This window comes from Cuniculiplasma divulgatum, from assembly GCA_031200235.1.
GTDB lineage: Archaea > Thermoplasmatota > Thermoplasmata > Thermoplasmatales > Thermoplasmataceae > UBA509.
The window spans coordinates 993493-1007799 of sequence record CP133595.1; the positions used below are offsets into that span (position 1 = coordinate 993493).

Here is a 14307-nt window from a genome sequence, read left to right on the forward strand (position 1 = left end):
TTGATTATTTAAAAAAAAAATCCATAAATAAAAGGTGATGTCCCGGCATCACTGCTTCAGGGCTGAAACAAGCTTTGGCACTATCTGGAAAAGGTCTCCCACAATTCCGTAGTCTGCTTCCTCGAAAATTGGGGCGCTCTTATCCTTGTTCACTGCCACCACAACCCTGGAGGTCCTCATTCCTGCTATGTGCTGAATCTGCCCGGAGATGCCAAGTGCAATGTAGAGCTTTGGCTTAACTTTCTTTCCAGAAAGCCCAACCTGCCTGTCTTCGCCGAGCCACTGATAGTCCAGGCACACGGGTCTCGAACCGGCAATCTCGCCATGCACAGCTTCAGCAAGCGGTTTTACCTTCTCGATGTTCTCCTTGCTTCCTATTCCCCTTCCCACGGATACGATAACCTGTGCTTTCTCTATGTTAACAGAACCTGCTTTCTTGTCTATCCTGTTGACTGTGGTAATCTTTGAGGCAGGGAGTTCTACTTTCACAAGCTCAGACTTGCCCTGAACCCTGGCTGCTTCCGAAATACCGGCCATCACGGTCAGTACCCTGGCACCAGATTCCTCCTCAAGTAGAGTTTTTCCTCCGTAGAAGAATCGCTTTGTGACAACCTTGCCGTCCTTGAAGGATATGTCATTGATCTCTGTCATTGCGGGCAGGTTGAGTGCCTCAGACATCATTCCCGCAACCTCTCTGCCCCTTACGGTTGATCCTGCAAGGAACAGATCGTATTTCCCCTCCGTGAATATCTTTGAGAGGGCATGGAATATTGCGTCAGATCCAGGATTGCCGGTAAGTTCGTACAGCTTTGTGGCGCCGTACTGGTCCATGCCTTCCATTAACGGGGAAAGTACTGCTGCGTCAGCGTCAGCTCTGCCCTTAAGTGCCGTCAGGATCTGGGTGATTATTTCCTGGTTGTCAGAAAAAACAAGTGCCTTCATCTTATGGCCTCCTTTATTGCCTTTGAAACTTCAGCTACGCCCTTGTCAACATCCTCAAACACAATGCGCTTCCTGTCGCTCTTTGGTGCCCTGTTTGAAATAACAACCGACGTGAATTTTTCCTTTGGGGCTGCAGGCTGGGTGTTTATGGGTTTCCTGCCAGCGGCCATGATCTGCAGGACCGGGGGAAGACGGGGCTCATTTATTTCCTGAGCCACAGAAATTATGGCCGGTGTCTCGCCTCTGATCTCAAGGTTGTACTCCTCAAGTGCCGATGTGACCTTTGCAGTTTTCCCGTCCATTTCTATCTTGATTGCGTTGCCAAGAAGCGGCTCCCCTGTTATGGCCGATATCTTCCCGGGAAGAAGCCCAGTATAGGAATCTGCAGACTGGTTGCCCAGTATGACAAGATCATGAGGTATGGTTTTTATCTTTTCCGCCAGAACCTTTGCCGTGACTTCCGGGTGGTTGCCATCGTAGCCTGTTAGCAGAAAGCCCTCATCCACTCCCATTGCATATGATTCCTTCATGGCTGCCGAGGATTTGTCGGTTCCGAATATTATTGCCGAAACCTTCCCGCCATACTTTTCCTTTATTTTCACTGCAGCCTCGATGGCATTCTTGCTGAGGTTCTCAACCCTGAGAGGAAGGTTCTGGAGAATAGGTTCCCCTGTGCTGGGATCTGTTTTCATCTGGTCTATGTCCGGTATCTGTTTCACAAGCACAATGACATTATACGGCATTTTATCACGCTTCATTCCAATAGCCTTTGCATATCTTTATACATTTCGTCGGGAACTGGCACGCAATGGCATCCCACGGAAAACCATAAAAACAGGAAAAGTTATGCAATAAATGATTTACCGAGTCTGCTAAATAACCACAAAAACTTATTTAGATCACATCGCACTTACAAACACAGTGATATGATGGATAAGGACAGAGAAGTATACCTGGTGCATTATAAAAGGACTGCCTTTTCAAGGTCAAGACCAAATGCCCCAGAGAAAGATGTATTCAACAGCATAAGGATGGATGAGGCCCTGGGCCAGCTCATCAAGAATTCTGTCTCCGAGACTGGAGTAAAGGCCGAGGAGATCAATGACGTCATAACAGGATGCGCCATACAGGCAGACGAGAACTGGCTGTACGGGGGACGCCATCCAGTATTCATGGCCGGCCTTCCCTTCAATGTACCGTCAATGTCACTTGACAGGGCATGTTCATCATCCCTCAATGCAATGAGCATAGGGGCAATGGAGATAATGACCGGAAATTCTGATATTGTACTGGCAGGCGGCATGGAGCACATGACACATGTGCCGCTTTCCAATAATCCCCATGTGAAACCTAACATAAAGCTCATTGTCAGGCCGGAGTATGCCAGATATGACATGACCACATCATATAACATGGGGCTGACTGCCGAGAAACTGGCAAAGGTGAAGAACATTGAGAGGGAAGATATGGACCGTTTCTCAATGGAAAGCCACAGGAAAGCGGCCAGGGCACTTGATGAAGGTTTCTTCAAGGACGAGATTCTTCCCATAGATGTGGAGAAGGATGATGATTTTGTCACAATCGACAGGGATCAGAGCATCAGGCCGGACACCACCATGGAGGGACTCAGGGCACTTCAGCCCGCCTTTGTAAAGGATGGAAAGATTACCGCTGGAAACTCATCGCCCCTCAATGCAGGTGCTTCACTGACCATGCTAATGTCGGGGAAAAAGGTTCGTGAGTACGGGCTGATGCCCCTGGCAAAACTTAGCTCCTTTGCATGGGCAGCTGTTGATCCCACAATAATGGGACTTGGGCCTGTCCCGGCATCCCAGAAGCTTCTGAAGAATGCAGGACTCAGTGCCGAAGATATAGACATCTGGGAAATCAATGAGGCATTTGCCGTTGTGGTCCTCAATGCCATAAGGGAACTTGGCCTTGATGAGAAACGCGTGAACCTGAAGGGAGGTGCCATTGCCATAGGCCATCCACTGGGTGCGTCGGGTGCAAGGCTGGGCGGGACGGTTTCACGCCTGCTTAACACCGAGAAGAAGGAGAAAGCAGTGGCAACATTATGTGTGGGCGGAGGCCAGGGTTATTCAGTACTCTTTGAGAGGGTGTGAACATGGATTTTGAGTTTCCTGAGGATATAGTCAAGGCAAGAGAGAAAGCTGCTGAATTTGCAAGGAAGGAGATAAGCTCAAAGAAGGCTTTGATGTATGACCGGGAAGAGAAGTTCCCTGAAGAGCTGAAGAAGAAGGCTTTCCAATACGGCATAGTTGATTATACAAATCCATGGTCAATGCTGGTGACCATTGAAGAACTGTGCAGAGCTGACCCAGGAATGGGAATAGCTGCAACTGTGAGCCTTTTCGGCGCTGAGGTGATCATGCTCTTCGGCAATGACAGCCAGAAAACAAAATATCTGGGTGCAGTGCAGAATGGAGAGAAGATGATGGGCCTTGCCGTGACAGAGCCAGGTGGAGGCAGTGACGTAGCAGGCATCAAGACCACTGCCAGGAAGGAAGGCAACAAATACATAATCAACGGATCAAAGATGTTCATAACAAACGGGACCATGGCGGACTTCTTTGTAATGCTGGTGCGTACCTCAGACCCCCAGGACGGAAAGAGGCACCATGGATTAAGCACACTCATAGTTCCCGGCAACCTTCCCGGTTTCTCCAGAACAAAGATCACCGGAAAACTGGGAGTCAGGGCTACAAACACGGCGGAACTTGTGCTGAACAACGTTGAGGTTCCCGCAGAAAACCTAATAGGCGAGGAAGGGAAAGGTTTCTACTACATCATGACATTTTTCAACATAAGCCGGGCATATGTGGCAGCTCAGGCTATCGGCATTGCCCAGGGAGCTCTTGACAGGGTGCTGGGGTATCTCTCTGAACTGCAGTCAAAGGGTGCTTCATCCAGCATCACCGAGGAAATCCAGATGACTGCCTCTGATATGGCAACCCGCATTGAGGCTTCCAGGCTTCTGACATACAAGGCTGCCTCATATCTGTTCCAGTTCAGGCCAAACCCCACCATAACCAGCATGTCAAAGGCGTATGCAGCAGAAACTGCCGTATTCGCTACGGAAAAGGCGCTGGAAATCACGGGATATTCAGGCATCAACGGAGACCTTGAAAGATTCTTCAGGGATGCCAAGATCATGGAAATATGGGAAGGGACAAGCGAGATTGAGAAGCTCATTATCTGGAGGAATCTCATAAAGGAGACACAGGGAGGTAATTAAGATGTCAATGGAAGAACAGGATATACTGAGATCTGCAGTGATTGAGTTTGCAGAGAAGAATATTGCCAATTCAGCAGTTGCCATTGAGAGGACAGGAATAACGGACGATCTTGCCATCTCTCTTGCGGCACAGGGATTTCTTGGGGCAGCCCTTCCTGCTGAAGTTGGAGGAGCAGGCATAGACAGACAGGGATATGCCGTGATATTGAAGGAACTGGCATCTTATTCCCCATCAGTATCCGCACTGGTACTCATAACAGGGTCCATTGCAGGCAGGTTACTGGAAGGGAAGGCAGACAGTCTGCTTGGAAAGATCGCCACGGGTGAGGAATCATTTGCCGTCTCCCTGTGGCCGGCCACAGACCGATGGGGAAACGCAGGGGAACTGAAGATATCCGGGAATAAGATAAGTGGGACAAGGAGATATGTCATTGGAAGACCAGGCGGCTGCCTTGTGGCTGTCACCGATGATGGAAAACTTGTGCTTGTGAAGAGCGGATTCAGTTTATGGGACGAGGAACATCACCTGTCATTCAGGGGGCTGAAGTATTCAGTGGCAAAGATCGATTCCGGCGATTATGAGGTCATTTCCAGCAATGGAGCTGAAAACATGGAGAAAATTCTCTCAGGAATGGACCTGGAAATCTCTGCAATGGCACTTGGCATTGCCAGGGGGGCACTGGCAAAGACCGTGGATTACACCAAAGTCAGGAAGACCTTTGAGAAGCCGCTGAAGGACTACAGCACAGTTGCCAACAACATATCGCGGCTCATGTCAGAGCTCAGGATGGCAGAGATAGCCCTGCAGGCCTCGGGAGAAATGAATGAGACCGAGATGCTCATGCTCAAGGTTCACGCCACAGATCTTGCGAAAAGGGCCACGAAATATTCCCTGCAGTACCATGGGGGATATGGCTACATCGAGGATTTCGGAGTCGAGAAATTCTACCGCGATGCAGTGGGTCTCACAATTCTCCTGGAGAACCAGGCTGCGGACGGCATGAGGCTGTCAAAGGAAGTATTCGGGGAAAAATCAGGATATCTTTGAAGCCTCTTCCCCGGCTTCCTGCGTGCTGATCTGCGGCTCAGGGGCCTGGATTTGGGCGGGTGCTGCGGTGGGGACATCCTGTGATTCCACTATGTAGTACCCATTGTTCAGTATGGCTCCGCCAATTATGCCGCCAACCACCGGGATTGCAATGTAATCAACTGCAATTATCTTCACCAGGGGTATTGTTCCATTTGAAAGCAGGGAATAGAGGTACGGGAATGCATGTGCATTCAGGTAGGCATTTCCAAGGAACGAACTGATGGCGGCCAAATCTGAGAATGGCATGAAGAGTGCCATGAGAATTATGCCTATGGACACAACCACACCAGAAATGAGTGCAGACATGAATCCTCTGGCTGACCCCCGGGATGCCAGGCCGGCGGCAAAACCGGCAATAATCCAGCCGTACAGAGGGATCCAGCCAATCAGTATGAGAAGCAGGACTCCGGATATGATTCCTGTTGCTATGCTCCCATACATCAATCTTTCATTAGACATTTACAGCGTGTTATCCTATGGTAAATATATAGATATGATCACGGAAAACATGAATCCAATTGAGATGAGAGAGTAAAGCCGCAGATTCAAGGGTCTGCGGCTGTTCCTGCATTTCGCATGATCTTACTTCTTCTCACGGGAATCCTGCTGTGATCTGAAATTCTTTGTCTTTTCCGTTATTCGGCCTTCCCTGCTGTAATGCTCTGTCACCTGTACCCATGTCAGAAAACAGCCGTCCACAAGCATCTCATTATCCTTCTCTGCCACTTCACTCACCCAGGTGACTGCCAAAGAATGCCAGCATCCTTTTCCACGCGTCGTCGGCAGCAGGTTTGTTGTAGCTCATTCCGGTGTGGTTGAAGAATGCGTGATATGTGCCCGGATAAATCTTCATCTCGAAGTCAAGCTTGTGCTTCACCACATTCTCCACCAGTGCTGGAAGTCCGTTGTTGATTGAACTGTCCTCTCCCGCATATATTCCCAGAACTGATCCTTTGATCCTGGAGAGATCGTCAATGTTTCTGGGATTTGCGCCATAGAATATAATGGAAGCGTCAAATTTCATCTGCGTGGAAAGCTGAAATGCGAGACCTCCCCCAAGGCAGAAGCCCACGACACCTGTCTTTGCTGGCCTGTAGTTCTTCAGGAAATGGTTCTGTGCATCCTCAAGGTCAGATATCATCCTCTTCTCTGTTTTCTCCCTCTCAAACATGACCTTTGTGACTATTTTTCTGGTATGCTCAGGGAGCTTTTCAAGTATCTCCGAGACTGCCTTCTGGTCGCCTCTCTTTTCCGGGGGAAGAGCCCAGAAGGGCCTCATGGCATCCATTATGTTCTCCTCTGTGAACAGTGCCTTCTCGTCAGCCCTTGAATACAGGTGGGGAGCCATGGCCACGTATCCAATCTCACTGAGCTTACGGCAAACTGTCCTTATGAAGTCAGTTACTCCCCATATTTCCTGGATAACCAGGATTCCGCCTCTGGCATTACCTTCGGCTGGCATGCTGAGAAATGTGTCAATGCTGCTGCCATCCCTGGCCTTGATTCCAAGTTGTTCTTCCCTGATTTTGCTGCCTGTCATGAATATCACATGATATTCCTGACTTAATAATTATAACTTCTGGGTATACAGTCAATATTTTTCCGGCTAAACATTAATTCCCTCTTCAGGATGGAAAATTCTTATTCAAGATAAGCATAGATTATGAACATTGGTGATGGTTCATGAAGGAACTGACCAGAAAGGAAGTCAAGCAGATTCGGAAACTTATGAAGCACGGCAAGGATGTTCCGGAGATATGCAGCACTTTCAACATACCTCCGGAAGAATGGAGGGAGGTAGCCCTGAAGTACGAGTTATTTGACTGAACAAAGAAAGATCTGCAGGATAAAAGGTACCACCGTGAAAACTACAAAGGGCATTACAGCGTATGCTGCATATGCTCACGTCATGAGGTCATATGAACTGCTGCTCACATGCAGGCACGGAAAGGCAACCGCACCCTCTGGAATTCTTCTGGAAAACAATTTAACCAACCTGTTAATTCATAAGGGGTTTCAGCCTGATGAAGATAGGATTCTTTACTGCAACATATTATCCAACTCCAGACGGTGTATCCCATTATCTGAGGGATGTAAAGGCGGAGCTTCAGAAGAGAGGGCACGAAGTCCATGTTTTCTCATTCAACGGGGACAGGAAGGAGAAGAATGTGCATGTTCTCCGCTCGGTTCCATTCCCGGCATATTCACAGTACAGCATGCCAGTTAATCCTCTGCCATTCGGCCTTTACAGGAAGGCAATCAGGTTGAATCTCGACATAGTGCACATACATGATCCATTCATGGGGAGTCTTGGATACAGGGTATCCAGATACACAGGTGCGCCAATAGTTGCAACATACCACACGGACTTTGTCAAGATGCAGGAATCAGTGAACCTGCCATTCAGGGACAGGCTCTTCAAAACCACGTGGAAATACAGCCTCTTTCTCTATCGCCGGTGCGACGAGGTCTTTGCGCCAAGCAGGAAGAGCATGGAACAGCTGAGAAATGACGGAGTCCTCCACACCAGGGAACTTCCTCTTTTCGTTGACACCAACAAGTTTGCGCCGGAAACCCGTGATTCTGAGACATTCTGGGTCCAGTATATGGGTAGAATCACCAGGGACAAGGGCGTTTTCAGGATTCTTGACGTTGCGGCAGCCATTGACAGGAGGTCAGGCATCAGGTTTCTCATTTCAGGTACGGGGCCTGAGGAAAAAAACCTGGAGAAGGCCATAGCAGAAAGGGGGCTTCAGGACCTGGTCACCATGACAGGCTATGTGGATGAGCCCCGGAAAATAGAACTTCTTCACAACGCCGGTCTGTTCATGTACCCATCTGAGACCGATACCTTCGGGATCTCGGTTGTGGAGGCAATGTCATCTGGAGTTCCCAGCATAGTCCCCCGGGGCTTCCCCCTTGCACATTATGATGACATGGAGGTTTCAGGACTTATTGAGATGGACTTCTCAAGGCCAGACGAGATTGCGGGAGCCGTTGAGAGGTATTCGGCAGACAGGCGGAACCTCAGGGCTGTAGGTGAAGCTGCCAGAAAGTTTGTCCTTGATAATTTCAGCATGGAGAAGCACTGCGATATACTCCTGTCAACCTATGCAGATCTTCTTTCAGGAAGGTCAATGAAATCTGCTTCAGGAAACAGGAAAACAACGGAAAGACTGCCGACAAGGTGACCTGGATTGTCCGGGGAAAGCCGATTTATCCTTGCAGTTGCCGTTTCAGCCATATATTCTGTGGTGTCCGCAACGGTTGCAACATCAGTTTTCCTGACAACTGTAGCATTGGGCTACAGGATATCGCTGTTTGGTATTGTTGCCTATGCAGTCGTCATTGGCTCCGACATTGTGATAATGTACTTTTCCTCCAGAAGGCTTCTGTACATGTTCAGCAGGGCTGTTGCAAGCAGGCCAGCTGTCCAGGATCAGGAGCCAGGTCAGGAACAGGGCGAACCGCATGAAGCCCTGCAACTGGGGGAACGTGAGCAGATTCTGGTTGATGCCATCAGGAGAAACGGAGGCAGCGCACTTCAGAACTCGCTGGTGGAAGTAACCGGAATGTCATCACCCACAGTTTCAAGGATAATATCTTCACTGGAAAACAAGGGGATTGTGGAAAAAAGGAGGCATGGAATGACAAACATCATATCACTCACCGGGAGCCGAAGGCAGTAATAGGGCAACATATTGCAACCCTGTGCAGCACTGAAATCCATTTCACTGAAATGCATTTCACACGTTCCTTAAGAGCCTTTTCAGCATAATCAGTATTATGAGATCATTTGGAGAAAAAATAATCTGGATAATAGTTGCTCTCATAGGGGCCATTGCAGTGACAAGCATTGTGTCATTTGCAATATACGGCAGGTACGGCTACACGTACGGGTACGGACCATACGGCATGATGGGGGGATTTCCATTCTATGGAATGTATATCATAATGCCCATAATGGCTGTGATTTCAATCCTGGTTGTCATACTGTTCTTCCGTTACATTTTTGGTGCCATGGGCGGCCACATGGGTTATTCATGGAATGAAAGGAGCAGGGCTGAGGACATACTGAAGGAGAGATATGCAAGGGGGGAGATAAGCCAGGAGGAATTTAACAGGATGATGGAGAATCTCCGTTCCCACTGAAAACACCTGATATTAAAGTCTGGAAAAGAATTATTCAGGAATCTTTTAGCATGTTTCTAGCTATAATCCCTTATTTTTCATTTTACTTTTATGTAATTTCAGCATGGGATTCCATGAATCCTGGAAGCCTTGATTCAAGCACATCCATCAGGCAACATCTGCATATCAATCATTCACCAAGGACAGTTTTTGCCCCAAAGCGTCCACTGTGTCATTTGCAGTACGTAAAGCACAGTTATCCTGCAGCTGAAAGTAATGGATTCACAATACAGAAAAGAAAAATCAAACTTTCATGAATTTGCCAAATTATTTATCCCATAATGGGGTACGTATATTATGGAAAAATTCTATTTTAAGAGTTATGATCGCACCATTGGAAGTGCTGCCAATCTGGAAGAGCTAAAAAGCGAGATGAAGCGCCTCTCCAGCGTAGATCCGGCAAGCCTGGAATACCATCTCCGCCAGGGGCACATAACAATGTGGCTCAATTACATCGGGGAAACTGAGGCTGCCCGGTCTCTGGATGGAGTTACAAACGCCAGAATGGCATTGCGAAAACTGGGCATTCAGGAAGGGCCCGGAATGCGCAGGCATAACATGCATGAAAACATGGGAAGCCACCATGGTGGGAGAGGAAGACCAAAGAAAATGGAAAGTGGCGTGCAGAAGTGAGCGGCGTTATACCCGGCCATTCTTCAGGTCATCAAGTATTGCCATGTAATAGATGAAGGCCAGGTACGGGGACAGATAAGGGTTGAAATATGAGTGTACATCCTGATCGGCGAAGTTCCTTACTGACATGTAATAAATATGATCTGAGGTCTGAAGAAGCCTCCACGTTTTCACGTCTGTATCATACATGTTTTTCATGGCATTGAATGCATCATTCTGCATTGCATTTCCAAGCCAGGCATTGAGATTTCTATCTGTATCAGCCCACGATATTGGATTCTCCACGCTTACAGTTCCGTGATCACTGTTCTCCGAGGCGGCTTTTTCCACTGTGGTTATTTCCACGCCCCTGCTGGAAAGCTCATGGGGCAGGCTTTTCAAGAACTGGAATATGCCTGTTTCCTTCCACTGGTGCTCCCCAAATGTCTCATAATCCATGAAAACATTGGTAACATCCCCAGGGGAAGCTGCAACCCACCCGGCATACTTGTCTGCAAACAGCGGGAAATCATTCCAGTTGGGGTTTGAGAATCTGAAGGCGATGTCATCGCTCATCCTGTAGTTCCTGAGAAGCAGTTTCAGCCCGGACACTGATCTGTAGGCAAAGTTTGGCGTATGTGCGGCTATTATCTCATCCGTCCCCTCGGTTACCATGTTCCTGAAACCCATGTTTCTAACTTCATGGGATATGCCATCGGAATAGATCAGCTCTGTGTTCCTGAACGACACGGGGTTTACCCCAAACAGCCTCTGAACAAGGCGGCGATGTTCCTCAACCTGTTCCCTGAATTCCCGGGGATTCCATATGGAGGCAAGGCTGTGATAATACGTCTCGGACATTATTTCTCCCAGTCCGGACCTGAAGTACTCACGAAAGACATCAATCACTTCTGGGGCATATTCAGCAGCCTGTTCCAGGAAGACTCCTGACAGGGAAAAGGAAGCCGGGATTCCCTCCTGAAGCAGGATGCGTGTGGCAGGAAGATAGCACTTCTGTGCAACCCTCTGCATGATTTCCATGTTCCTCTCATCCCAGAAATAATCGTGCTTTACGCCTATTTCAGACCTGCGGTATGGTCTTATCCTCCTGGGCTGATGCACCTGGAAATAGAACACAAGGTTTTTCATATGGAGAGATACACCCCCATGGTATCAAGGGCGGCTTTTTCCCATGTGAATCTTGAAGCTTCCTGCTGCCCCATTGTGCCCATAATCCTTCTCATGGACCTGAACATAAGCATTGATTCCACATAATCTGCAATGAGTTCTGTGTCCCAGTAGTCAACCCGCAAAACATTGCGAAGAGCTTCTCCAACGCCTGTTGTTTTGCTTATTATTGCAGGTGTTCCAAGTATCATGGATTCAATCACAGTCATTCCGAAGGGCTCAGAAACAGCAGGAAGAACGAATACATCACTGGATCTGTAAATATCCACGGACTTCCGGAAACTGACAAATCCCGTGAAATCTGTCTTTCCGGCTATGCCCAGTTCCGACGCAAGCCTTCTCACTTCATTGTACTGGTCTCCGGTTCCTGCCACGACAAATCTTGCATCCGGCATACGCTGCGATACAAGTTCCGCTGCTTCCATAAAGAATCTGGGGCCCTTCTGTGTGGTAACCCTGCCCAGGTAAAGAACCCTGTTTGTGGGTTCATAGGTTCTGGGGCGCATTGTATAGTGTTCATTGTCCACGCCGTTGTGGACCACAGTGATCTTATCAGGGTCTGCCCCATAATCCCTTATTATCTCATCCCTGGTGAATTTGGAAACCGCTATGATCCTGTCGGCTGCTTTAGCACCCTCCTTTTCCAGGCTCATGATATCTGCCTGTGGATTGAAATTGCCTGATCTGTCGCGCTCTGTGCTGTGAAAAGTGACCACAAGCGGATTGCCGTATTTTTCCCTGATCATCTCCCCGGCACGGAATGTTATCCAGTCATGGCAGTGTACAAGTGAAACTCCGTGGGGATCAAACCGTTCAAAGACCCTCACATTATAGTCGTCAACAGCCTCTCTGAAATCAGGAAAACCCTCTATCTCATAGGGATTGCCTATGACTCCTCTCTGCAGCCTCACCGGAACAACATTGAAGGGGTAGTTCCTTCCCAGCCTCTTCATGGCCGGAACGTACACGTCAATATTCATAATGGCCGCAAGGCGGCCGAAAAGGTTAATTGTGTGGACTCCAAGGCCGCCGGAGAATGCCGGAGGCAGCTCCCACCCTATGACGGCAATCTTCATTCAAACATCCCCCCAGGATTGATTACATCCTCATGATAGGTGCGCATGATCTCACCGTAGCTCCATGCCTGCATCATGCAACCCCTTGGGGTGCCATCCGGATCACCATCGAAAATCTCGGGGAGATATGGCAGCGAAAGCAAGGGACGGAAATGGTTCAGAAGCGCTTCCGGTGAATATCCTGACCTGCGTGAAGCAGTGATATACGGTCCAATGAGCCAGGGCCACACCGTCCCGTTGTGGTATGCCGCATCACGGCTTGGAAAGTCACCCACGTAGTGCGCCTTATAGCCCGGATCTCCAGGATCAAGGGTCCTGATGCCATACCTGGTTAGCAGCCGCTCATCAACAGCATTCTTGAATCTGCCAAAACCCTGCAGCACAGGAAATGGAAGGCTGAATGCCAGTATAAAGTTGGGGCGCAGGCTGGGGTCATCCGGACTTGCCACATCCAGAACAGCATCATTCTTCACAAATGCGGCAGGGAATTTTTCCATGACCTGCTCAGACAGTCCCCGGAGTTCAGCCGGAAGGCCCGCTTTAATTCTCAACGAGATATCTTCAAGAGACTTCAGTGCATTGTACCACAGGGCATTCACCTCAACAGGTTCGCCTTTCCTGGGGGTGAAAACAACGCCATCCCGTTCGGCATCCATCCAGGTTAACGGAGCCCCATTCAGCCTTATAAAAGGTCCATCCATGGAATAAAGTTCGTTGCCCCTTATGTAGTTCATAGCAACATCTGTCAGAAACGGAAACAGATCTCCTGCTGTCCTGAGATCACCGGAATACTGCAGGTATTTCCAGGCTGCATAAATGTAGAGCAGCCCCGAATCTGCGGTCCTGAAATCATCCGGAGTCTCAAGCCTCTTGGGAACAGCACCGTTTCGTGATACATTGCGATATGCTTTCAGTAGATCCACGGCTTCACCATACCTTCCGGTTACAAGAAGCAGGCCTGGCATGGAAATGAAAGCATCCCTTGCCCAGGGCCCGAACCAGTGGTAACCGGCAATTATATTGTTCCTGGTCAGCAGCATGGCCGACCTCAGGGGGATCTGCCCGAGACCTGCAAGGTAGACGCCGTTTTTCCTGATATGGTTCTCCATGGCCTTCCTTACCTGGTGAAATGGCAAATCCAAAGAGTTTCCTGAATATATCCTGAATTCAAGCGATTTACCGGGGTCTGTGAAATGAAATTCACCAGGCTCATAGAGATCTTCCCGGAATATGGTGCCCCTCTCCCTTTCAACTGGATAGATGAAGTTTCTGTACCACCTGCCCGTCTCCAGGAACTTCCCAGTGGAATCAAATGAAACCGATAGATCTCCGGTTGCGACACTCACTGTGCGCCCCTGCATTGTTGTTTTATAGATTCTTGAACCCTCACTTATTGTCTCATGGTAGCTCCTGAAGGAAATGAGCGGTATTATTCTGATTTTTGATGTGGGAGTTCCTGGAAACGTGTATCTGATGCTTATCTGGTCTTCAAGTGGATGAATGGCAATCTCTTTCCAGACATCAATGCCGTTGACGGAGTATCTGAACGTTGGAACAGGGAAATCAGAGAATTTGCGGAGGAAGCGGTATCCATCAGGATAGACAACGTCTCCATAGTAATTGGTATCAAGTGAAACCTCTCCAGATTCTGTGGCCACAACCTCGAAGACCTTGTTGACCAGTACCATTCGCAGGAAGTGATCATCCACATTCCTCACAAGGAGGCCGTGATATGATCTTGTGTTGGCAAGGCTCTCGGTTGAAGATGCATAGCTGCCGTTCCGGTTGGTTATGATCCACTCCTGTCCTGGAATCATGAAACAATAACCGGATACGGGCATATACATATGTTGGTTTTCAATGAAAGTTGCTATCCTTCATCCAGGCAGATCATATGTGAAGGCATATCTGATTACATGCAGGCAGGATGTATACAGGTGGTGCATCCATAC

Annotated in this window: 16 protein-coding genes; 8 read left to right on the forward strand and 8 right to left on the reverse strand. The window is 48.6% G+C overall.

Annotated elements, in window-relative coordinates; translation table 11 throughout:
- Positions 1–48 precede the first annotated feature (48 nt).
- Positions 49–942, reverse strand: coding sequence for an electron transfer flavoprotein subunit alpha/FixB family protein (locus RE469_05345; protein ID WMT45622.1), 894 nt, complete (start codon positions 940–942; stop codon positions 49–51).
- Complete coding sequence (locus RE469_05350; GenBank protein ID WMT45623.1) at positions 939–1700, reverse strand: electron transfer flavoprotein subunit beta/FixA family protein; 762 nt, start codon at positions 1698–1700, stop codon at positions 939–941. Before RE469_05350 ends, RE469_05345 begins: the two co-directional genes overlap by 4 nt.
- A gap of 168 nt (positions 1701–1868) precedes the next feature.
- On the opposite strand from RE469_05350, the gene RE469_05355 reads away from it, so the two are divergent.
- From RE469_05355 to RE469_05365, 3 genes are read left to right on the forward strand one after another with little or no spacing between them, the layout of a single operon-like run.
- Positions 1869–3065, forward strand: a complete 1197-nt coding sequence (locus tag RE469_05355) for an acetyl-CoA C-acetyltransferase (GenBank protein WMT45624.1) — start codon at positions 1869–1871, stop codon at positions 3063–3065.
- Positions 3066–3067: 2 nt separating this feature from the next.
- A complete protein-coding gene (locus RE469_05360; GenBank protein WMT45625.1) occupies positions 3068–4198 on the forward strand; it encodes an acyl-CoA dehydrogenase family protein in 1131 nt (376 codons plus the stop codon).
- Position 4199: 1 nt separating this feature from the next.
- Positions 4200–5246 (forward strand): acyl-CoA dehydrogenase family protein, encoded by a 1047-nt coding sequence (locus RE469_05365; GenBank protein WMT45626.1) that lies wholly within the window; start codon positions 4200–4202, stop codon positions 5244–5246.
- Here RE469_05365 and RE469_05370 read toward each other — a convergent pair.
- From RE469_05370 to RE469_05380, 3 genes are all read right to left on the reverse strand, one after another.
- On the reverse strand, positions 5232–5747 hold the full coding sequence (locus tag RE469_05370) for a hypothetical protein (protein ID WMT45627.1): 516 nt from the start codon (positions 5745–5747) through the stop codon (positions 5232–5234). The genes RE469_05365 and RE469_05370 overlap by 15 nt on opposite strands.
- A gap of 123 nt (positions 5748–5870) precedes the next feature.
- Positions 5871–6014: a hypothetical protein gene (locus RE469_05375; GenBank protein ID WMT45628.1), complete on the reverse strand. Its 144-nt coding sequence runs from the start codon at positions 6012–6014 to the stop codon at positions 5871–5873.
- A gap of 1 nt (position 6015) precedes the next feature.
- Complete coding sequence (locus RE469_05380; protein WMT45629.1) at positions 6016–6828, reverse strand: dienelactone hydrolase family protein; 813 nt, start codon at positions 6826–6828, stop codon at positions 6016–6018.
- A gap of 143 nt (positions 6829–6971) precedes the next feature.
- Here RE469_05380 and RE469_05385 point away from each other — a divergent pair, with 143 nt between their 5' ends.
- From RE469_05385 to RE469_05405, 5 genes are all read left to right on the forward strand, one after another.
- Positions 6972–7115 (forward strand): hypothetical protein, encoded by a 144-nt coding sequence (locus tag RE469_05385; GenBank protein ID WMT45630.1) that lies wholly within the window; start codon positions 6972–6974, stop codon positions 7113–7115.
- A gap of 197 nt (positions 7116–7312) precedes the next feature.
- On the forward strand, positions 7313–8479 hold the full coding sequence (locus RE469_05390; protein WMT45631.1) for a glycosyltransferase: 1167 nt from the start codon (positions 7313–7315) through the stop codon (positions 8477–8479).
- A gap of 6 nt (positions 8480–8485) precedes the next feature.
- Entirely contained in the window at positions 8486–8977 is a 492-nt protein-coding gene (locus RE469_05395) for a MarR family transcriptional regulator (protein WMT45632.1), read from the forward strand.
- Positions 8978–9074: 97 nt separating this feature from the next.
- Positions 9075–9440, forward strand: a complete 366-nt coding sequence (locus tag RE469_05400) for an SHOCT domain-containing protein (GenBank protein ID WMT45633.1) — start codon at positions 9075–9077, stop codon at positions 9438–9440.
- Between the two features lie 336 nt (positions 9441–9776).
- Entirely contained in the window at positions 9777–10112 is a 336-nt protein-coding gene (locus RE469_05405; GenBank protein WMT43648.1) for a hypothetical protein, read from the forward strand.
- A gap of 6 nt (positions 10113–10118) precedes the next feature.
- Here the strand turns inward: RE469_05405 and RE469_05410 are convergent, their stop codons facing one another.
- From RE469_05410 to RE469_05420, 3 genes are read right to left on the reverse strand one after another with little or no spacing between them, the layout of a single operon-like run.
- Positions 10119–11240 (reverse strand): glycoside hydrolase family 57 protein, encoded by a 1122-nt coding sequence (locus RE469_05410; protein WMT43649.1) that lies wholly within the window; start codon positions 11238–11240, stop codon positions 10119–10121.
- Positions 11237–12355 (reverse strand): glycosyltransferase family 4 protein, encoded by a 1119-nt coding sequence (locus RE469_05415; protein ID WMT43650.1) that lies wholly within the window; start codon positions 12353–12355, stop codon positions 11237–11239. Before RE469_05415 ends, RE469_05410 begins: the two co-directional genes overlap by 4 nt.
- Positions 12352–14172 (reverse strand): amylo-alpha-1,6-glucosidase, encoded by a 1821-nt coding sequence (locus tag RE469_05420; protein WMT43651.1) that lies wholly within the window; start codon positions 14170–14172, stop codon positions 12352–12354. The genes RE469_05415 and RE469_05420 overlap by 4 nt, the downstream gene beginning before the upstream one ends.
- Between the last annotated feature and the right edge of the window lie 135 nt (positions 14173–14307).